14 protein-coding genes and 2 pseudogenes are annotated in these 20,705 nt (G+C 58.6%); 9 read left to right on the forward strand and 7 right to left on the reverse strand.

What is annotated here, in order from left to right:
• The first annotated feature begins 258 nt into the window (after positions 1 to 258).
• The 4 genes from AB4N76_RS03240 (at position 259) to AB4N76_RS03255 (ending at position 4,163) form a co-directional block, all read left to right on the forward strand.
• A complete protein-coding gene (locus AB4N76_RS03240; RefSeq protein ID WP_460164106.1) occupies positions 259 to 765 on the forward strand; it encodes an RNA polymerase sigma factor in 507 nt (168 codons plus the stop codon).
• Complete coding sequence (locus AB4N76_RS03245; RefSeq protein WP_046032544.1) at positions 762 to 1,514, forward strand: anti-sigma factor family protein; 753 nt, start codon at positions 762 to 764, stop codon at positions 1,512 to 1,514. Before AB4N76_RS03240 ends, AB4N76_RS03245 begins: the two co-directional genes overlap by 4 nt.
• A 124-nt stretch (positions 1,515 to 1,638) precedes the next feature.
• Complete coding sequence (gene zapE, locus AB4N76_RS03250; RefSeq protein WP_077432213.1) at positions 1,639 to 2,769, forward strand: cell division protein ZapE; 1,131 nt, start codon at positions 1,639 to 1,641, stop codon at positions 2,767 to 2,769.
• 80 nt (positions 2,770 to 2,849) lie between these two features.
• Positions 2,850 to 4,163: a protein kinase gene (locus tag AB4N76_RS03255; protein WP_046032545.1), complete on the forward strand. Its 1,314-nt coding sequence runs from the start codon at positions 2,850 to 2,852 to the stop codon at positions 4,161 to 4,163.
• A 127-nt stretch (positions 4,164 to 4,290) separates the two neighbouring features.
• Here AB4N76_RS03255 and AB4N76_RS03260 read toward each other — a convergent pair whose 3' ends face one another.
• On the reverse strand, positions 4,291 to 4,998 hold the full coding sequence (locus tag AB4N76_RS03260) for a YebC/PmpR family DNA-binding transcriptional regulator (protein ID WP_046032546.1): 708 nt from the start codon (positions 4,996 to 4,998) through the stop codon (positions 4,291 to 4,293).
• Between the two features lie 232 nt (positions 4,999 to 5,230).
• On the opposite strand from AB4N76_RS03260, the gene AB4N76_RS03265 reads away from it, so the two are divergent.
• Complete coding sequence (locus AB4N76_RS03265) at positions 5,231 to 6,631, forward strand: type VI secretion system Vgr family protein (RefSeq protein ID WP_046032547.1); 1,401 nt, start codon at positions 5,231 to 5,233, stop codon at positions 6,629 to 6,631.
• 41 nt (positions 6,632 to 6,672) lie between these two features.
• Here the strand turns inward: AB4N76_RS03265 and AB4N76_RS03270 are convergent.
• Both AB4N76_RS03270 and AB4N76_RS03275 read right to left on the reverse strand, forming a co-directional pair.
• Positions 6,673 to 6,965 (reverse strand): annotated as a pseudogene (locus tag AB4N76_RS03270) (FAD-dependent oxidoreductase); the annotation flags it as partial.
• Between the two features lie 69 nt (positions 6,966 to 7,034).
• A pseudogene (locus tag AB4N76_RS03275) lies at positions 7,035 to 8,359 on the reverse strand (MFS transporter).
• A gap of 268 nt (positions 8,360 to 8,627) precedes the next feature.
• On the opposite strand from AB4N76_RS03275, the gene AB4N76_RS03280 reads away from it, so the two are divergent.
• Positions 8,628 to 9,500 (forward strand): LysR family transcriptional regulator, encoded by an 873-nt coding sequence (locus tag AB4N76_RS03280; RefSeq protein ID WP_046032550.1) that lies wholly within the window; start codon positions 8,628 to 8,630, stop codon positions 9,498 to 9,500.
• A gap of 119 nt (positions 9,501 to 9,619) precedes the next feature.
• Here the strand turns inward: AB4N76_RS03280 and AB4N76_RS03285 are convergent, their stop codons facing one another.
• The gene (locus tag AB4N76_RS03285; RefSeq protein WP_046032551.1) at positions 9,620 to 10,480 is read right to left on the reverse strand and encodes a LysR substrate-binding domain-containing protein; all 861 of its coding nucleotides are present in this window, start codon (positions 10,478 to 10,480) and stop codon (positions 9,620 to 9,622) included.
• 109 nt (positions 10,481 to 10,589) lie between these two features.
• On the opposite strand from AB4N76_RS03285, the gene AB4N76_RS03290 reads away from it, so the two are divergent.
• The 3 genes from AB4N76_RS03290 to AB4N76_RS03300 all read left to right on the forward strand — a co-directional run bounded on the left by AB4N76_RS03290 (position 10,590) and on the right by AB4N76_RS03300 (position 13,460).
• Positions 10,590 to 11,699, forward strand: a complete 1,110-nt coding sequence (locus AB4N76_RS03290) for a 2-aminoethylphosphonate--pyruvate transaminase (protein ID WP_460164107.1) — start codon at positions 10,590 to 10,592, stop codon at positions 11,697 to 11,699.
• Between the two features lie 197 nt (positions 11,700 to 11,896).
• Positions 11,897 to 12,724 carry a phosphonoacetaldehyde hydrolase gene (phnX, locus tag AB4N76_RS03295; protein ID WP_046032553.1) on the forward strand — a complete coding sequence of 276 codons (828 nt, stop codon included), beginning with the start codon at positions 11,897 to 11,899 and terminating at the stop codon, positions 12,722 to 12,724.
• A gap of 187 nt (positions 12,725 to 12,911) precedes the next feature.
• Positions 12,912 to 13,460: a cytochrome b gene (locus tag AB4N76_RS03300; RefSeq protein ID WP_046032554.1), complete on the forward strand. Its 549-nt coding sequence runs from the start codon at positions 12,912 to 12,914 to the stop codon at positions 13,458 to 13,460.
• 11 nt (positions 13,461 to 13,471) lie between these two features.
• On the opposite strand, the gene AB4N76_RS03305 is transcribed toward AB4N76_RS03300, so the two are convergent.
• From AB4N76_RS03305 to AB4N76_RS03315, 3 genes are all read right to left on the reverse strand, one after another.
• The gene (locus AB4N76_RS03305; protein WP_077431849.1) at positions 13,472 to 14,389 is read right to left on the reverse strand and encodes a 1-aminocyclopropane-1-carboxylate deaminase/D-cysteine desulfhydrase; all 918 of its coding nucleotides are present in this window, start codon (positions 14,387 to 14,389) and stop codon (positions 13,472 to 13,474) included.
• An 85-nt stretch (positions 14,390 to 14,474) separates the two neighbouring features.
• A complete protein-coding gene (locus AB4N76_RS03310) occupies positions 14,475 to 16,514 on the reverse strand; it encodes an oxidoreductase (protein WP_046032556.1) in 2,040 nt (679 codons plus the stop codon).
• A 266-nt stretch (positions 16,515 to 16,780) separates the two neighbouring features.
• Positions 16,781 to 20,347, reverse strand: a complete 3,567-nt coding sequence (locus AB4N76_RS03315) for an ATP-binding protein (RefSeq protein WP_460164108.1) — start codon at positions 20,345 to 20,347, stop codon at positions 16,781 to 16,783.
• Positions 20,348 to 20,705 lie beyond the last annotated feature (358 nt).

The following is a 20,705-nucleotide window of genomic DNA, read 5'->3' on the forward strand; positions in this document are numbered from 1 at the left end:
TTGCGTGCTCTTGCATGAAAAAAGTCTCAACGGGCTCAATGTGTAAGCTCAAGGCCGGCTGAACTGAGTGCCGGTTGCGCTTGTTATGAGGGTTGAGCCACGACGGTTGATGCCGTTACATGGATTACAACCAGATAGGAACAGTCCTACAGAAAGTGGACCGTGGGATTTTCTTTTCCAGTAGAGGGAATAACCTGCAGTAGCCGGCGTCTTCCTTGTCAATGCCACCCTTCACTGACTCAAGACACACCCTTCCCCATGAACGATATCGACGAACAACTCAGAGAAATCATTCCCAGGCTGCGGCGTTTCGCGGTGTCGCTGACGCGCAATCCCAGCGCTGCCGACGATCTGGTGCAGTCGAGCCTGGAGCGCGCCCTGTCGAGTTGGGGCGACAAACGCCCCGAGGGCGACTTGCGCGCCTGGCTGTTTTCGATCCTTTATCGCCAGTTTCTGGATGCCCACCGCCGTTCCCGGCGCTATGCGCGGATGCTCGAATTCTTTACCGGACGTGACGACGCACAACCATCGGTCGAGCGCACGGTGATTGCCCAATCGACACTGAAAGCCTTCGATCAACTCACCACCGAACAGCGCGCGCTGCTGCTCTGGGTGTCGGTGGAAGGTTTGAGTTATAAAGAGGTCGCCGCGATTCTCAACGTCCCTACCGGCACCGTGATGTCCCGCCTGTCCCGCGCACGCCAGGCCTTGCGCCAGCTCAGCGACGGCGAAATCACCAGCCCTACTCTGCGGATACTCAAATGATCAGCATGCCCCCGAGCGAGCGTGACCTGCACGCCTACGTCGATCACCAGCTCAACGACGCCGACCGACACCTGATGGAAACCTATCTGGCCAGTCACCCTGAAGTGGCCGTGCAAGTGCGCGCCTGGCAGCAGGATGCTCAACAATTGCGCGCCGCCCTGAGCGGCACGCTGCAACTCCCCGTCAATCAGGACCTCGACCCGGCGCTGATTCGCCAGCGCCTAAAACACCAGTCCCGTCGTCATCTGGCCAGCGCGGCGGTGCTGTTGATCGCTGTTGCCGTGGGTGGATTGAGCGGCTGGCAAGCGCGCGAGATGACCCTGGCCAGCGCCCAGACGCCGATGGCCGATGCCATGCAGGCTTATCGCCTGATCGCCCAGCAAGGCATCCTGCCGGCAGACTACAAAGCCGTCGCCGACGGCGACATGCAAGGTTGGCTCGACCGTTATTTCACCCAGGCCCATCGCCTGCCTGACTTGTCGAGTTCAGGCTTCAAACCGGTCAGCGGCCGTTTGCTCAGTACCGAACAAGGGCCGGCGGCCATGGTGGTTTACGAGGATCAGGGCGGGCACAAGATCAGCTTCTACGTGCGCCCACCAGGCCCGAAAAACAATTTGCTGCCACGAGGCAGTCGCAGCGACGGCGAGTTGCAGGCCGAGTACTGGTCCGGCGGCGGCTACAACTATGCGATGGTCAGCCCGAGCGACACGCCAGCAGCGCAGATGCTCAAGAAAACGGTGCAGTTCTGATTCGTTTCAGGTGGGTGTAAAACGCGGCGTCCGTCGACATGACTGGAAGGGAAATTCCCCAACTGGTTACACTACGCCGCCGCTGCTCGGGGAGCCGGCCTGACGATTTCGGGGTGACATGACCATGGCCGCTCGACCGCCTGACCGTTCGCGACTCACACCGCGCTTGCCTTCCTTGCGCGGCCTGTTCGGCAAGACGCTCGCGGCCCCTGCCTGCGGGATGGCGGCAGGTAAAGCCGTCCACGACTACTTTCGGCAAAAGGCCCATGCCCAGGGTTATACCCTCAGCCATAGCCAGCAGCGCGTGATCGACTGCATGGCACAGCACGCCACGGCGCTGCTGGGTGCGTCGGCGAAAACGCCGCCCGGTCTTTACTTGCATGGTGCGGTCGGGCGCGGCAAGAGCTGGTTGCTCGACGGTTTCTTCCAGGCGATCCCTATTGAGGCAAAACAGCGCCTGCACTTCCATGAGTTTTTTGCGCAATTGCACCAGGGCATGTTCATCCATCGCGATCAGCCCGATGCGCTGGCATTCACCCTTGATGAGCTGCTGAACGATTGCCGGGTGTTGTGTTTCGACGAGTTTCACGTCCATGACATCGGCGATGCGATGCTCATCACGCGACTGTTCAAGGCACTGTTTCGTCGCGGCATCCTGTTGCTGGTGACGTCCAACTACCCGCCGGAAGGCTTGCTGCCCAACCCGCTCTACCATGCGCGTTTCAAACCGGTCATCGACCTGATCCACGCCCGCATGCACGTGATGGAAGTCGGCGGCCCGCATGACTACCGCAGTCAGGTGCGAACGCACGCGCAACAGGTGTTCACCCAGGGCCGGTATGTCTGGCCGGGCAGCGTCGCACAACGTCAGGCGTTGAACCTGCCCGAACGCAACCCCACGCCATTGCAACTAGCGGTCGGCACCCGCCACCTGCAAGCGCAGCACTGCGCAGAACGGACCATCGCGTTCACCTTTGGCGACCTGTGCGAACACCCTACCGCCGTCATGGATTATCTGGAGCTGTGCCGGCGCTTCGATCACTGGATCATCGACGAACTGCCCAACCTGGCCGACTGTTCGATCGCCGCGCAGCAGCGTTTCATCAATTTGATCGACGTTTTATACGATCAGGACAAGCACCTGACATTGCTCGGCCTGCAATCACTGCGCGAAAGCCTGGGCGGCGATGCCATCGATCTGGCCCGCACGCGTAGCCGTCTGGGGCAGTTGCTGGAAGTGCGCGCAACGGCCTGACAAGCGCGAACCCTTTACCGTTATCATGTCGCCCATTTCCGGGCCCCTGCGCCTTCACTTGATCAAAAGCGAACCCGCTCATGGATACCCTCGCCCAACTGCGCGCCGGCCAACTGACTGGCATCACCCGCCTGGACCTGGCCTGCGGCCTGACAGAGTTCCCCCGGGAAATCTTCGACCTGGCGGACTCGCTGGAAGTGCTCAACCTCAGCGGCAATGCCCTGAGCAGCCTGCCCGATGACCTCCATCGCCTGACCCGTTTACGCGTGCTGTTCTGCTCGGACAACTTGTTCACCGAGCTGCCTGCGTGCCTGGGCCAATGCGCCGCGCTGACGATGATCGGCTTCAAGGCCAATGCCATCGAAACGGTCCCGGCCGCCGCGCTGCCACCGTTGCTGCGCTGGTTGATCCTGACCGACAACCGCATCACCGAACTGCCAATGGAACTGGGCGAGCGGCCCTACCTGCAAAAACTCATGCTCGCCGGTAACCGCTTGCAGCGCCTGCCGCGAAGCTTGAGCCAGTGCCATCGGCTCGAGCTGATCCGCATCGCCGCCAATCAGCTCAGCGAACTCCCCGAATGGCTGCTGACCTTGCCCAGCCTGACCTGGCTGGCGTACGCCGGTAACCCCCTGGAAACCGAAGCCGATGCGGCTGCGCTGCAAGCCACGCCGCTTATCCAGTGGGACCAATTGCGTCTGGAACAGTTACTGGGCGAAGGCGCTTCGGGGGTGATTCATCGGGCGACCTGGAGCCCGGAGGGGCATCCGCAGACATCGGTCGCGGTGAAGCTCTACAAGGGTGAAATGACCAGCGATGGTTCACCGCTGCACGAAATGAACGCCTGCATCACCGCAGGCCTTCACCCCAACCTGATCCAGGTCAAAGGCCGAATCGTCGGTCATCCCGAGCAGCAGGCCGGGCTGGTGATGCAACTGATCGACCCGAGTTATCGCAACCTGGCCGCGCTGCCAAGCCTGGCGTCCTGCACCCGCGACATCTACACCGAAAACACCCGTTTCAGCGCGCGCGTGGCCTTACGCATTGCCCATGGCATTGCTTCGGCGGCCAGGCATTTGCACCGCCAAGGCATCACCCACGGCGACCTCTATGGCCACAACATCCTGTGGAACGAGCACGGCGATTGCCTGCTGGGCGATTTTGGCGCAGCGTCTTTCCACGCGACGGTGGACAGCCATGAAAGCCGGTCGCTGCAGCGCATCGAGGTGCGGGCATTTGGTGTGTTGCTGGGGGAACTGCTGGAACGCATCGACTCGGGGTTGAGCGAGATCGCGCGCGAGGAGCTGCAAGTGTTGCAGGAGCGCTGCTGTCAGCCAGAGGTGCTGAAGCGACCGGGGTTCAGCGAGATTGTGCGGGAGCTGCAGGATCGGTGATCCGCTTCGCGGTCATTCGTCGGAACGCCGCCCGGAGCAGGCTCGCTCCTACATTGGATCTGTGTATGACGGAGATCCAATGTAGGAGTGAGCCTGCTCGCGATAGCGGTATTACTGAAGAGTCAAATTACCCAGCCAGACCCACAAACATATCCTGCACATCATCATGGTTGTCGAGGCCTTCCAGGAACGCTTCGACTTCAGCCATTTGTTCATCGCTCAATCCGCTGACCGGGTTCTTCGGCTGATAGCCCAGTTTCGCCGACAACACCGTGAAACCTTGCTCCGGCAGGGCTTTTTGCACCGCGTCGAGGTCCGCAGGTTCAGTCAGGAACAGGGTCGTGCCCTCTTCTTCACCTGGCTCAAAGTCCTGGGCACCGGCTTCAATCGCCGCCATTTCAGGGTCGGCGTCCGGGCTGTCCGGGGACGCCTCAATCATGCCGACATGGTTGAAGTCCCACGCCACAGAGCCGGAAGCACCCAGTTGGCCCTTACGGAACGCCACGCGGATTTCCGCCACGGTGCGGTTGATGTTGTCGGTCACGCATTCAACGATCAGCGGCACCTGGTGCGGGGCGAAGCCTTCGTAAGTCACGCGATGGTATTGCACGGTTTCGCCCAACAGGCCCGCGCCTTTCTTGATCGCGCGATCGAGGGTTTCTTTGGGCATCGAGGCTTTCTTGGCCTGTTCAACCACAAGTCGCAGATGTGCGTTGGTGGCGGTATCGGCACCGTTGCGCGCAGCAATGGTGATTTCTTTCACCAGTTTGCCGAAAATCTTGCCTTTGGCGTTGGATGCCGCTTCTTTGTGTTTAACCTTCCACTGTGCGCCCATTACTCACTCTCTTGATCTGTGGCGCCGAGACATCTATTGGCCGACGCGTTGTGCAAGTTTATACGGCCTAAAGTTGGCAATCGACCAAAAAATGCGGACTGATTCAGCGCCCTCGCCGATCGACATATTCACCAGCACTCGTAGGACGATTCTGAAATGCCGATTTGCGGTGACCATTGTGGGGCTTGGTTTCGTACCCTTCGCGTCCCATTCCATGGCAGAAGCGTGTTCAATGCACAACGACAAGGAAAGTCTCTACACCCTGACCCTCCTCAAAAGCGGATTGCGCCTGCAGGTGTTGCAGTTCAGTGGCGCTGAAGGCCTGAACCAGCCCTATCGGTTCAGCATTGAAATGATCAGCCTGGCACCGGCGATCAACCTCGACCGGCTGCTGCAACAACCGGCTTATCTGAACTTGGGCGATCACAGCGGCATTCACGGCATTGTTCACAGCGCCAGCCTTGAACATCGCGGCCCGCATCGCATTGGCTATCACCTTGTCCTGGTGCCCTACCTGCAAAACCTCGACCGTCACCGCTCACGTCGGGTGTTCGATCGCCTCAGTGTGCCGGCGATCCTGCATCGGTTGTTCCAGGAACATGCACTGCCCGAGACCAGCTATCGCCTGGATCTGGCAACCGGGCACTACCCGCCCCGACCTTTTTGCATTCAGTACGAAGAGACCGACCTGGCACTGCTGCAGCGTCTTTGCGAAGAAGAAGGCATCCACTATCACTTCGAACATCGGCACGACGGGCATGTGTTGGTGCTGGCCGATGACACTCAGAAATTTCCGCAGGAACCGCTACGGCTGCCCTTCCAGGACACTTCGATTGAGCAGACTTCTGCGCCGGTAATCCATGAGCTGTTCCAGCGTCATGGCGCGCGCGCCCAACCTGAACGCCGCATCGCCCACAACCTCGGCACTCAGGCAATCGATGACGGCGCGGCCAACCACGCCATTGCAGCCACATCTCCTTCAACTGCTCGTCCGTCCCCCGAGCAGGCGCACCGTGAGCAGCTCAGTCGGCGGTTGCTGGAGCGAATGCGCTGCCACCATCAGCAGATTGAAGGCCGATGCAATGAATCCGACTTGCGCAGTGGAAGCATCGTACAAGTGACGGGGCATCCACTGGCGGGCTTCAACGATCAGTGGCTGATCACAGAAGTCCGGCACCAGGGACAGCAGCCTTCAATCCTTGCCGATCAACGTCCACGGCGCTACAGCAATCAATTCACCGCGATTCCCTGGTCAACGGAATTCAGGCCCCCGCGCACACAGCCCCGGCCGAGCATTCCGGGGTATCAGACGGCGCGCGTGCTAGGGCCGATCGGGCAGCCGGTGCAGCTGGATGACCAAGGCCGGATACACGTCAGGTTATGGCCAACGCTCGAAGACGACGGGGACGAATCAGCCGGCCTGTGGCTGCCTGTAGCCCTCACCCTGCCGGACGGCCGGAGGGATCCGCACTGGCTGCCAATCGCGGGCACCGAGGTGCTCATCAGTTTTCTCGACAGCGACCCGGATCGCCCGGTGTTGTGCGCCACCGCCGGCCGCCCGCCCAAACCGGGTGCCGCTTATCGACCACGCAGCGACGGGCGTTTGCTGCTCGATTGGCTGATCCGTCGCTAAAGCCCTCAGCCCTTGTCCGCTTTGCCGGCCGCCGCCGCAAATTTGGCCAGGCGCACCGCCTCTTCGACGCCAAACAACCGCTCCAGCGTGAAGTACTTGGCCGACCACGACAACGCACAACCGCCGTTGCGGCCACTGGCGCCGGCACCGCAAATGTCCGCTTCGATCAGCACCACATCGAGTTCCGGGTTCTGCTCCTTGGCATGATCGCAGTCCACAACCCGGTGTAGCCGCCACCGACAATGCACACATCCGCGCGGGTGTTGCCCTCCAGCGCCGGGCAGGTGTCGGACGTATCAGCCTTTAAGGCCTGGTCCAGCCAAAAGGGTCTCATGGGAAAATCTCTAGTCAGATGCCCACACGCAAGCCTGCCGCCAGCGCAGCAGGCTGCAAGGGACAGGGTTCAGGTACGCAGGGGTTTGATGGCCATCGCCCGATTGGGCACGAACGGGTAATTGCCACGCAGGCCAGCCGGGCGGCTGTTCCAGTGGGGGATCAACACCAGGGCCGAGAACAACGCGCAGCCGGCGAAGACAATGAACACCGTGACCGAGTCGAAGTAGCCTGGCAGCAACCCGCCGAGAATTGCCCCGACCGAACCGCAACCGTTGACGAAACCTGCCGCCGTCGCGCCTGCCTTGGCGGTGCCGAAATCAATCGCCGCCGCGCCGCTGATCATCGAGTCCGGCCCGTACAGGGTCAGGCCCATGACAAACAGCAAGGCCACCACTAGCAAGACGCTGCCGGTATGCAGGGCACCCATGAACAAGGCGAGGGACACAGTCAGCGCCAACAGACTGATCACGCAGGCCGGCATGCGGCGAGCGCCGAACAGTTTGTCCGAGGCCAGCCCCAGCAGAATCGGCCCGAGCAATCCGGCCAGTTCGAACGCCGTCGGAATTATCGCCGCGCCGACCTTGCCCACCGTCGGCATCTGTTCGAAAACGATCACCGGGCCCCACAACAGAATGGCGTAACGCGCCGGCTTCAGCAGAAAGTACGCCAGACCCAACACCAGCACCGTGCGGTTGCGCAGGATTTCCTTCAGGGGTTGCAGAACGCTGATCCTGCTTTGGGCGTCAGCCTCTTCAGCCGTCAACTCAGGTTCGATGTCCACCACCGGTAGACCGACGTCTTGCGGTTTGTTGCGTTGAAAAATAAAAAACAGCACGGCGACCAGCCCAACCACCGCCGCACTGGAAATGAACGCCGCATGCCAGGTGCCGATGAGCGTGTAGGCCCACCAACCGGCAAACGGCGAGGCCACCAACCCGCCAAAGGCGTAGCAGGAGCTCCACAACCCAAGCACTCTTCCGCGCTGCTGTGCAGGAAGAAACTGCCGATGTTCTTGCACAGCCCCGACCAACCGGTGGACTGCGCCAAGCCTTGAATCAACATGCAGGTGGCGAAGATCGGCAGTGTCGCGAAGCTGCCCATCACCAGCGCAGCCGCCGCCGAAATCAGTAACCCGCCAAGCACCACGACCCGGGGGCCAAAGCGGTCGGCAAGCATGCCCCAGGTGAATTGCCCGAGGGCATACGCCGCCAGGTAGATCGCGTCGAGGTTGGCCATGGCCATTTTGTCGAGCATGAAGGTGGGGTCTTCGGCGATCCCCAGTTTTGCCACGGAAAACGCTTTGCGGGTGAAGTAGAAAGCAGCGTAGGCGAGCCAGGTGATCGCGAAGATCTGCACGCGCCAGCGCTTGATGGTGCCGATGTGATTATTCATTGTGGTTCTGACCTCAGGGTATGAGTGTGCCGGCAGAATTTGGAAGAAAACGCCTGTGTTTTTATTGTTGAGCACTGCGGTATCGCGGATTCCCTGTAGCGATACCGGTCAGATGAGTCCTGCTGTTACACGCACAGGCTCATGGCCACCGATGCTGATCGACTGAGCAGTCACGGGGTTGAAACAGATAGAAACAATTACTGAATAATAAGTGAAATCGATTTATCGTATTTCAAAAATAAGATCAGCTTGTTACTGGAGGTTTTCGATGTCGGTTTCCCACGCCCAGCTCAAAGCCTTCCACGCCGTGGCCGTCCACGGAAGCTTTACCAAAGCCGCCGAGCGGCTCTTTCTCACACAACCGGCGATTTCCGACCAGGTGCGCAAACTTGAAGAGCGATTTGCTGTGTTGCTGTTCCACCGCAACAAACGCTCGGTACGCCTGACCGACCTGGGCGAGCGATTGTTGAGCATCACCCAGCGGTTGTTCGTCATCGAAGCCGAGGCGCAGGAGTTGCTTCACGACTCCCAGGCGTTGAAAACCGGCAGCCTGATACTCGCGGTGGATGCGCCGGTGCACGTGTTGCCGCAGATCGCCCGGTTTTGCGAACAATTCCCCGGCATTAGCGTAAAGATTGAAACCGGCAACACCGATGAGTCGCTGTTTCGCCTGTTCAACTATCAGGCCGACCTGGCGCTGCTGGGTCGGGATGTCAGTGATGAGCGGCTGATCTCGTTGCCCCTGCGCAATGACCCGATGGTGGCGTTTGTTTCGCGCAATCACCCGTGGGCAGATCGCGAGTCGATTTGCCTCGCGGACCTGGATGACACGCCCCTGGTGCTGCGGGAGATCGGCTCGGTGACCCGCCAGACACTGGAAGAGGAAATGGCCCGCGCCGGGTACCGCATTCGCCCGGCGATTCAGGTTGAAGGCCGCGAAGCGGCGCGCGAAGCGGTGGTCGTGGGGATTGGGGTTGGCGTGGTGTCGGCCGCCGAGTTCGGTGCCGACTCAAGGGTTTGCGCGTTGCCGATTACCGATTGCACGCGGCGTCTGACGGAGACGCTGGTGTGCTTGCGCGAGCAGAGTTCGCGGCGGGTGGTGGCGACGTTTCTGGAGATGGTTCGCGAGAGTCTGGTGTAGGCAGGTCAGGCCCCATCGCGGGCAAGCCCGGCTCCCACAGGGATTTGAGTCGATCACAGAAGCCGATTCCACCGCGCATCCTGTGGGAGCGGGCTTGCCCGCGATAGCCGCGCCGCGGTCTAACTGACAGGCGCCAACCCGAAAAACGCCTGAATCAAGCGCAAATCCCGCCGCCGCTCCATGCACCCGATCATGTGCCGGTTCACCAGCCCCTCGCCGATGATCGGCACCGCCGCCACCCGTGGGTCATGGCTGACTTCCACCGACGACACCACACCGACCCCCAACTCGGCGGCCACGGCTTCGGTCACCGCTTCACGACTGTCCAGCTCCAGCAACACCCGCGGATTGACCTTCGCCGTCGCACACGCGTCATCGAACGTGCGTCGCGTAATCGAACTCGGCTCACGCAACACCATGATCACCTGATCCAGCTCCTTGAGCTTGACGCTGGGTGCCTTGGCCCACGGATGATTTTGCGGCACCAATGCGCAAATTCGCGATTCATTCAACGCCTGCAAATGCAGGCCTTTGCGCGGTTCAACCTCGGTCAGTACTGCCACGTCGGCATGCTCGGACAATAACGCCGCCAGGGTTTCCTGAGCATTGCCCAGCCGCAGGTTCACGGTGATCCCCGGATAGCGTGCGCGCAGACTGGCCAGCATCGGCATCACCATGTGCGGGCCGTCCGCTGCCACTTCCAGGCGCCCGGTCAGCAACTGCCGATTCGCTTCGAGCATCACTTGCGCCTCTTCCGCCAGGCCAAACATGGCCCGGGTGATCGCCGCCAGTTTGGTGCCCTCCTCCGTCAGTTCCACTCGACGAGCGGTACGTCGCAACAAGGTGATCTGGTAATGCTCCTCCAGGGCCTTGATGTGCCCGGTCACCGCCGGCTGACTGATGAACAACCGCGCGGCAGCACGGGTGAAGCTGCCTTCACGGGCCACCGCATCAAAGGCCCGAAGCTGGAACAGGTTCATGAATAACTCTCACTGATGACTGGCATAACAATAAACAATTTGATTGATACAACCGCAAATTGCAATTTATGTCCCGTAGCTTCATCCCATCGAATGCGAGGACACGAGAATGAGTACTGCCGAACCCATCCTGCTCACCCCCGGCCCACTGACCACATCGCCCCGCACCCGTCAGGCGATGATGGTCGACTGGGGTTCATGGGATGACCGCTTCAATCAAATGACCGCTAGCCTGTGCGAGCAACTGCTGGCAATCATCAACGGCGGCGACAGCCACCATTGCGTGCCCCTGCAAGGCAGCGGCACCTTTGCTGTCGAGGCCGCGATCGGCACGCTGGTGCCTCGTGACGGCAAGGTGCTGGTGCTGATCAACGGCGCCTACGGCAAACGCCTGGCGAAAATCTGCGAAGTGCTCGGCCGCGCCTTCAGCACCTTCGAAACCGCTGAAGACGAACCCACCACCGCCGCCGACGTCGACCGCCTGCTGCACGCCGACACCAGCATTACGCACGTCGCCCTGATTCACTGCGAAACCAGCACTGGCATCCTCAACCCGCTGCCGGAAATCGCCCACGTCATTGCGCAACACGGCAAACGCCTGATCATCGACGCCATGAGCTCGTTCGGCGCCCTGCCGGTTGACGCCAAACAGGTGCCGTTCGATGCGCTGATCGCCGCCTCAGGCAAATGCCTGGAAGGCGTGCCGGGCATGGGTTTTGTCTTCGCCCGCAAAGAATCCCTGGCCAACGCCGCCGGCAACTCGCACTCGCTGGCGATGGACCTTTACGACCAGCACACCTACATGGCCAAGACCGGTCAATGGCGCTTCACCCCGCCGACCCACGTGGTCGCGGCGCTGCACGAAGCGTTGCTGCAATACAACGAAGAAGGTGGCTTGCCGGCGCGGCATCAGCGCTACGCCAACAACTGCCAGGTGCTGCTCGATGACATGGCGAAGCTGGGGCTGCGCAGTTTTCTGCCCGCCGCGATCCAGGCGCCGATCATCGTCACGTTCCACGCACCGAAAGATCCGCGCTACCAGTTCAAGGAATTCTACGAACGGGTCAAGGCCAAGGGTTTCATCCTCTACCCGGGCAAATTGACCCAGGTTGAAACCTTCCGCGTCGGCTGCATCGGCCACGTCAACCAGGCCGAGATGCACGCGGCCGTGGCGGCCGTCGCCGAAGTGCTGCGCGAGATGGAAGTCCTCGAAATCTGATTAAAAACACCCTGTAGCAGCTGTCGAGCTTGCGAGGCTGCGTTCGGCTGCGAAGCAGTCGTAAACCCATTACACAGGGTTTACCTGATAGACCGCAGCGCCCGAATTCACGACTGCTTCGCAGCCGAACGCAGCCTCGCAAGCTCGGCAGCTGCTACATAGATTTGCTCATCATTCCAACAGACAGGATTTGAGACATGAACTACGCAAACCCAACCAAGCTGCAAGCCGCCATCCTCGACTGGGCCGGCACCGTCGTAGACTTCGGCTCTTTCGCGCCTACCCAGATTTTTGTCGAAGCCTTCGCCGAATTCGACGTCCAGGTTTCCATCGAAGAAGCCCGTGGACCGATGGGCATGGGCAAGTGGGACCACATCCGCACCCTGTGCGATCAGCCGCAAGTCGCGGAGCGTTATCGCGCCGTGTTCGGCCGCACGCCAACCGACGATGACGTCACCGCCATCTACCAACGCTTCATGCCACTGCAGATCGAAAAAATCGCCGAGCACTCGGCGTTGATTCCAGGCGCCCTGGACACCATCGCCAACCTGCGCCAGCAAGGGATCAAGATCGGTTCCTGCTCCGGTTACCCGAAACAGGTCATGGACAAAGTGGTCGAGCTGGCGGCCACCAATGGTTACGTCGCCGATCACGTAGTGGCCACTGACGAAGTGCCCAACGGCCGCCCTTGGCCGGCTCAAGCCCTGGCCAACGTGATTGCGCTGGGCATCGACGATGTCGCGGCTTGCGTGAAGATCGACGACACCGTGCCGGGCATTCTCGAAGGTCGCCGCGCCGGCATGTGGACCGTGGCGCTGATCTGCTCGGGCAACGCGCTGGGCCTGGACTACGAAGGCTACCGCGCCTTGGGCAGCGATAAACTGGACAGCGAACGCAAGCGCATCCATGCAATGTTCGAAGGCTCGCGCCCGCACTACATGATCGACACCATCACCGATTTGCCAGAAGTCATCGCCGACATCAACAAGCGTCTGGCCAAGGGCGAAATGCCGCAAAGCAGTTGATACTGAATTTTTGCTGCCGATCAAAGCGCCAGTTCTTTACGGAACTGGCGCTTTTTTTGGCCAATCACTTGATCCAGAGCGTTGCAACGACAAATAGCCGCAGGCAAATCCATCAAAGCGGATTACAGTAAAGGAACACCGTCGAACAAGAACGGTGGCTTTAGACCAGACCTGTGAGGAACACCGTATGCCCTGGAAGAATTCCGAATCACGCTACAGCACGGTATCGATCACGCTGCATTGGTTGATGCTGGTCTTGCTGGCGCTGGTTTACGCCTCTATCGAGTTTCGCGGGATCTTTCCCAAAGGCAGTGGCGGCCGGACCCTGATCGTTGAATCACACTTCATGCTCGGCCTGACCGTGTTCGTGTTGGTGTGGCTGCGGCTGTTCGCTCGCAGCTTCGGCCCGGCACCGCAGATTTTCCCGGCCTCGCCTCATTGGCAAACCACGCTGGCCAAGCTGATGCACTGGGCGCTGTACATTTTCATGATCGCCATGCCGATTCTGGGATGGCTGGTGACCAGCGCCAAGGGCAATCAAGTGATGTTCTACGGCTTTGATCTGCCATTGCTGGTGGCCGAAAACAAGGAATTTGCCAATGAGCTTAAGGGCTGGCACGAACTCGGCGGTACCATCGGCTACTGGCTGATTGGCCTGCATGCGGTAGCCGGGATTTATCACCATTACGTGGTGCGGGATAACACCTTGCTGCGCATGATGCCCAAGCGCAGCTGAGCGCAGCCCTGCTACACAAATCCCCGGCGGCCCTGCAAGCCGCCGGTGTGGATGAAGATCAGCCGCATGCCTTTTTTGAAGCGTCCAGCCTCGACGTTCTGCTTGAGCGACAGCAACGCCTTGGCGGTGTACAACGGCTCCAGAGGCACGCCGCCGGCTAGTTCGGTCTGTTCGATGAAGTCGAGTAACGGCTGATCGACTTTGGCAAAACCGCCACGACTGGCGTCCAGCAGTTCATAGTTGCGCAACGGCAAGTCCGCTTCTTGCAGTATGGATTCGACGTTTTGCGCAACGCCGTGATCATCGGGCACTGCCATCGCCCCATACACCTTGCGTTCACCGGCCTCGGCCAGCACCAGACCCGCCAGGGTCGTGCCGGTGCCACAGGCCAGCCACCAGCCGTCGTAATCGCTCCAGCCCAGGTCGTTCAGTCGCTCACAGGCCTGGGCCTTGAGTTGCATGCAGCCAAGCGCGCCACGCAGCCCCCCGCCACCTTCGGGCACGGGTTGCAGGTCGGGATACTGTTCTGTCCATGGCAGCCAGAAACCCGGCTCATGCCGCGCTCGATAACCGCCATACCCCAACCAATGCAATTGCATGCCGAACGCCTGCAAATCCGTCACCGTCGGCGTGTCTTGCGCATGCCCGCGCAGCAGCCCGACGGTACGGAAACCGAAGCGTTTGCCCGCAGCAGCCAATGCATGCAGATGGTTGGAGTGCGCACCGCCCAGGCTGATGATGCCGTTGGCACCCGCGAGGTCAGCGGCGTTGAGGTGTTCGATGAGCTTAAACCACTTGTTGCCGCTGATCAGCGGATCGATCTGGTCCAGGCGCAGGATCGCGACCTCGATACCGGCGGTGGTGAGCCAATCGAGATGAAGGGGTTCGAGGGGGGCTTGGGGCAGCCAGTGGCTGGAAGGAAAAAGCATGATGCCGGATCCACGAGAAGATCCGGCATCTTAGCAGCAGCCCTGTAGTGAAAGGGCTTGGCCACTCACCACAGGAGTGTGTGGATTACAGCTCGGCAGCCAACCGCGAACCCTGGTTGATCGCCCGCTTGGCGTCCAGCTCTGCCGCCACGTCGGCGCCACCGATCAAATGCACGTTCTGGCCAGCCGCGACCAGTCCGTCCTGCAACTCACGCAACGGATCCTGGCCAGCGCAAATCACGATGTTGTCCACCGGCAGCACGTGCGGCTCGCCGGTTTCACCGATGCGGATGTGCAGGCCTTCGTCGTCGATCTTCAAGTACTCGACGCTGTTGAGCATCTGCACCTGCTTGTTCTTCAGACCGGTCCGGTGAATCCAGCCAGTGGTTTTACCCAGGCCGTCGCCGACTTTGGATTTCTTGCGTTGCAGCAGGAACACGTCACGCGCCGGTGCATGTGGCTCAGCCTTGATGCCGGCGACACCACCGCGGGCTTCCAAGTGTGTATCAATGCCCCACTCCTTCCAGAACGCTTCGCGATCCTGACTGGTGGCCACGCCTTGGTGCACCAGGAACTCCGACACGTCGAAACCGATACCGCCAGCGCCAATCACCGCCACACGCTTGCCCACCGGCTTGCGCTCCAGGATCACGTCCAGGTAACTCAGCACCTTGGCGTTTTCAACACCTGGAATCGCCGGCGTTCTTGGCGCGATGCCGGTGGCCAGGATGATCTCGTCATAACCGCCTTCCACCAGTTTCGCCACATCGACACGGGTGTTCAGGCACACCTCGACGTTGGTGGTCTGCAGTTTGCGGTTGAAATAGCGGATGGTTTCGTAGAACTCTTCCTTGCCCGGCACACGCTTGGCGATGTTGAACTGACCGCCAATTTCGCTGGCCGAATCGAACAGCGTTACCTGATGACCACGCTCGGCGGCCACGGTCGCGGCGGACAGGCCCGCAGGCCCGGCACCGACAACGGCGATCTTCTTGATCTGCTGCACCGGCACGTAGTTGAGCTCGGTTTCATGGCAAGCGCGTGGGTTGACCAGGCAAGTGGTCAATTTGCCGCCGAAGGTGTGATCCAGGCACGCCTGGTTGCAACCGATGCAGGTGTTGATTTCATCGGCGCGACCTTCAGCGGCCTTGTTGACGAAGTCCGGATCGGCGAGGAACGGCCGCGCCATCGACACCATGTCGGCATCGCCTTCGGCCAGAATCTGCTCGGCCACTTCCGGGGTGTTGATACGGTTGGTGGTGATCAGCGGAATGCTCACCGAGCCGCGCAGCTTGGCGGTCACTTTACTGAACGCCGCGCGCGGTACTTTGGTGGCGATGGTCGGGATCCGCGCTTCGTGCCAGCCGATGCCGGTGTTGATGATGGTCGCGCCGGCCTGTTCGATCGCCTTGGCCAGCGTCACGATTTCTTCCCAGGTACTGCCGCCTTCCACGAGGTCGAGCATCGACAGGCGGAAGATAATGATGAAGTTCGGACCGACCGCTTCACGCACCCGGCGCACGATTTCCACTGGCAGGCGCATACGGTTCTCGTAGCTGCCGCCCCAACGGTCGGTGCGGTGGTTGGTGTGGGCGGCGAGGAACTGGTTAATGAAATAACCTTCGGAGCCCATGATCTCGACGCCGTCGTATTCGGCGGTTTGCGCCAGTACCGAACAGGTGACGAAATCGCTGATTTGTTTCTCGATGCCTTCCTCGTCCAGCTCTTTAGGCTTGAACGGGTTGATCGGCGCCTGGATGGCGCTCGGTGCGACCTGTTTCGGGCTGTAGGCATAACGCCCGGCATGAAGGATCTGCATGCAGATCTTGCCGCCCGCCTCGTGCACCGCGCGAGTCACGATCTGGTGCTTGAGCGCTTCTTCCTCGGTGGTCAGCTTGGCGGCACCGGAATACACCCCGCCCTCATCGTTCGGGCCGATACCGCCGGTGACCATCAGGCCAACGCCGCCACGGGCACGTTCGGCAAAGTACGCCGCCATGCGCTCGAATCCACCGGGCTTTTCCTCAAGGCCAGTGTGCATCGACCCCATCAGGGTACGGTTGCGCAACGTGGTAAAACCCAGGTCCAGCGGGGCCAACAGGTGCGGGTAGTGAGCGGCGGCCATTTGTAACTCCACATCGAGCGATCACGGAAAAAGTGCAGGAGCTCTTTGGCTCCCGTCAGTCATGGTGGACAGACTAAGAGTCGCGCCGATGCCACTCAATGACCTAAACTTACAACTTAATGATCGAAATGTGCAGCACCCCATGACTAATCTCGCAATGCCGCTTTACTTCGCAAGCGCATGAACATGACTTTTCACTACGTTTGGAATTCTTTTCATTAAGAGTGGAATCACCCAACCGTAGCCAGACATATCGCCTCTGCAGCCTAACTGCGACTTGCGCTCGAAAGGGCTTGCACCTGCACAATCAGCTCTTCTAGCTGTGCCTCTACGATCACCGAGTGCGCCAAAATTGCTTCTCGATCGAATGGCACTGCTGTACACAGGTTTTCGATGTGGTCGCATGCGTTGACCACTTTCCTTGCCTGAAATATTCGAGCAGCACCTTTTATGCGATGAGCGAGGTCTGCCAGTTCAATGAGGGCATCGGGTATCAAGTTTTGCGTCATAGTTCGCAGTTCTGCGAGATCCTGGGTGTAACTATTGGACGCCTCATTAGCCAGCATCTGGATCATTTCCGGGTCACCGCCCGTCAAGTCACGCAATATCGATTCAATTTTGTCGTTGACGGGAAGAATCACTTCCTCCGACTGAATGGCAGTTTTTTTCGGAAGGCTGCCGAGCGACATCAACAAGCCAGATAGCAATGTCAGACTAACGGGCTTGAACAAGCAGTCGTCCATCCCCGCATCCAGACACTTTGCTTTTTCTTCCGGCTGAGCATTGGCGGTAAACCCAATGATCGTACAACGCGGCAATGACTGCCTCTGCTCCTCCATACGGATAGCGCGGACCATCTCATAGCCATCCATTACCGGCATGTTGCAGTCAGTAAAGATGACGTCGAATGAATGCTCCTGCCATTGCTCAAGCCCGCGCTCACCGTTCTCAGCGCTACTGACCGACTGCCCGAAAAAAGACAACTGCTGAGTCAGGAGCACACGGTTAGCCTGCTGATCATCAACGACCAATACGTTGAGCGAAGGATGCTCCGTCTGCGCTACTTTCTCTTCGACAATCGTCCCCCCTTCCAGAGCTGGCAGCACACTGAACGATACGTCCAGAGTCACGCTGGTTCCTTTGCCAACAACGCTGTGTGTCGAAAGCTCTCCACCCATGAGCTCGGCCAGCGACTTACAGATAGCCAACCCCAGGCCGGTTCCGCCTCTGGATGTGCGGCCATGGTTGGCCTGCACGAAAGGCTGGAACAGTTTGGACAACTCCTCCGGGGAAATGCCAATGCCGGTGTCCTCTACGCTCATACGTACACGCAGTCGTTCATCCTCGGTGAGACTGCCGGCGATCACCACTTTGACTTCACCCGTGTCAGTAAACTTGATGGCGTTACCGACCAGATTGGATAGCACTTGCTTGAAGCGCATAGGGTCGACCAGGACATCGCAATTGACTGAAGCATCAATCTGAAGAGTTAGCATCAGTGCTTTTTGGCGGGCCAGCCCATCAAAAACCCGAGCAACGGATTCAACCAACTCTCTGAGATTGGCCCGTTTCGGACTGAGGTTAATATGCCCAGACTCGATACGGACTACATCGAGAATATCGCCGATCAATTCCAGTAGCCCTCTGGCTGAATCGTAAGCGACATCAATCGCTGGCCGATCAAACTTGCCCTGGTCAGCCTGCTTCAGTGCCAGCTCCAGCATGCCAATTACTGCGCTCAACGGCGTGCGAATTTCATGACTCATCGTCGCCAAAAACGTGGTCTTTACACGCCCGGACTCATCCGCTGCGTCCAATGCTGCTCGCAGTTCCTCTGTCAAACGGCGGCGATCACTAATGTCTACCCAACCACAGATCACACCTTTAACTTGGCCCCGAGAACTGTAATACGGATAAATCCAGTGATATATGTTCAGAACCCGACTCGGCAAGTGCAATAGACGATCGATTTCCAACGGTTCCCCGGAGCGCATGACCCGCATGTAGTCGTCATAAAACTCCAAAGCCTCCTGGCGATTTATCTTGCCGCCCTCCAACGCAGTTTTCCCGACTATCGTCTCCAGAGTGGTATCAAAAACCTCCAGGTAGCTGGAGTTGCAGGTCACCATGCGCCCTTCATGGTCCCGGACATAAATTGGGTGCGGAGTACCATTGATCAACGAATTCATGAAGATCAGTTGTTCGTTTAAAGCACTTTCTGCCAGCTGCCGACGCTTGAACTGAGAGCGGATGTAAAAATTCCAGGCAAAGGACAACAGAATCAAAACAAAAGCAGCCCCTGCGATCTTGTATATCAATTCACGATGATTCCACCAAGCCCCCTGCGAAACATCGACCTTGGGGCGCCAGCGATTCTGAAACACATCAATCTCATCAGGGGGAATTTGGAGAAGGACTTTATCCAGAATGGACGCTAACTCTAAATCTCTCTTATTCACTGCAAAAGCGACTGATGCCGGTGTATTATCGACTATGTTTGAAATTTTCAGATCGCCACTATGAAAATTCATAACATAGTACTGCGCAACCGGGAGAAAAGTAGCCGTGGCATCTGCCTCCCCGTTGGCAACCATTTCCATGGCCTCAGGCAACGTATCTGCGTCGACAAATTTATAATCCGTGGATGGTTGAAGTAACTCGCGAAGTGCATGATTTCGCGGCAAGGCCAAGCGTTTCCCCTTAAGATCCGTCACACTGGCAGGCTGTCCGGGGACATTACGAGTAACGATGGCATAAGAAGTAAATAGCGCCGGACGGGTAAACAGAAACTTTTCTTCCCGCTCTTCAGTTGAAACCAGGAAGGTTACATCCGCCTGACCGCTTTCTACATAACTCAGGTAATCATCCTGCTCATTCGCCTGAACAGGCTCGAATACCAGCCCGGTGCGCAGCGAAATAGACTTCAACAGATCCGCACCAACACCGCTGAACTGCCCAGCAGAATCAAAATATGAAAGGGGAGCAGTGTCCCCAGTTACAATGAATCGCACCACTGGGTGTTTGATAATCCATCTCTGCTCCGAGGGTGATAAATCCACTTTTGAGAAGCTGATCGAGCTTCCCCCACCCGACCAACGCTTGAGAATATCATCCGAATATCTTTCACGCACCACAATCAGCGCCTTATTCAACACTGACTCAAGAGGCCCATCTTTCGGGCTGAAGGCAAAGGAAAAGCCACCGCTTGGAATTTCCACACGCGACAACATACGCACAAAATTAAAATAGTTAAGATTGACAAAATAGTTACTTGAAACCGAATCCCCCAGATAAAGGTCTGCATTACCAAAAGCCACAGAGGCAACTGCTTGCTCTCTCGAACGATGCAACACGAACTGGGCGTTCGGGTATACTTCACTCAACTGTGTGAGCGGGAGATAGTCATCAGCAATAGCGACGCGCATTCCATTCAGATCTGGTGGAATAGAGCGCTGCTCTGATTTACGCACATACAATACCGGCTGATCTTTGATGTAACTTTGCGTCAGGCGCACACGATACAGATCGACCTCATAATTATTAGAACTACCGACCACGTCTATTACACCCTTCTCCAAGGCGTAGAAAGCTGAGGCGCGATCGGGAAACTGGATAACCCTGACATCAATATGAAGTAACTTGGCGAGCACACCCAGTGTGTCGGCAGTTACCCCCTCGTAATACATGCCATTGGATACCAACTCAAGAGGCGCAAAATTCGGGGAAGCCGTTCCAACGACGAGCACACGCTTATTACGGATCCACTCCCAATCGCTACTTGCAAGCTCTAGTCGTGAATCTCCAAACTCGGAGCGATCGACCAACTTCAGCAAGGTAGTTCCCTCAAGATCGGGAGAAGCTAGAGCAATTCGCCCCCCAGACAGAACGAAAACAAAAAATACGCAACAGTACAATAAAATCAGGCCCCTACTAACTCTGACCCCCGGGAGATTTCGCATCATAACTAACCTTCTTGGCCATATTCCGGGTTGAAGAGTTCGACAGCGGTTCAATAATCAGCGCTTCGCTACAATGCATGTTTCACAGCCCACCTGCCACCCTGCCTTCGCATCACTTCCATTCCCAAAATCAAGCACTACCTAACCTCCTTTCGCAGGCATTCAGAAAACTTCTCTGACGCAAGAGCTTTGTGACAGGATAGACAGCACTCCAGCACCTCGCCAACCGCTG

This window comes from Pseudomonas sp. S2_F03 (genome assembly GCF_054668335.1).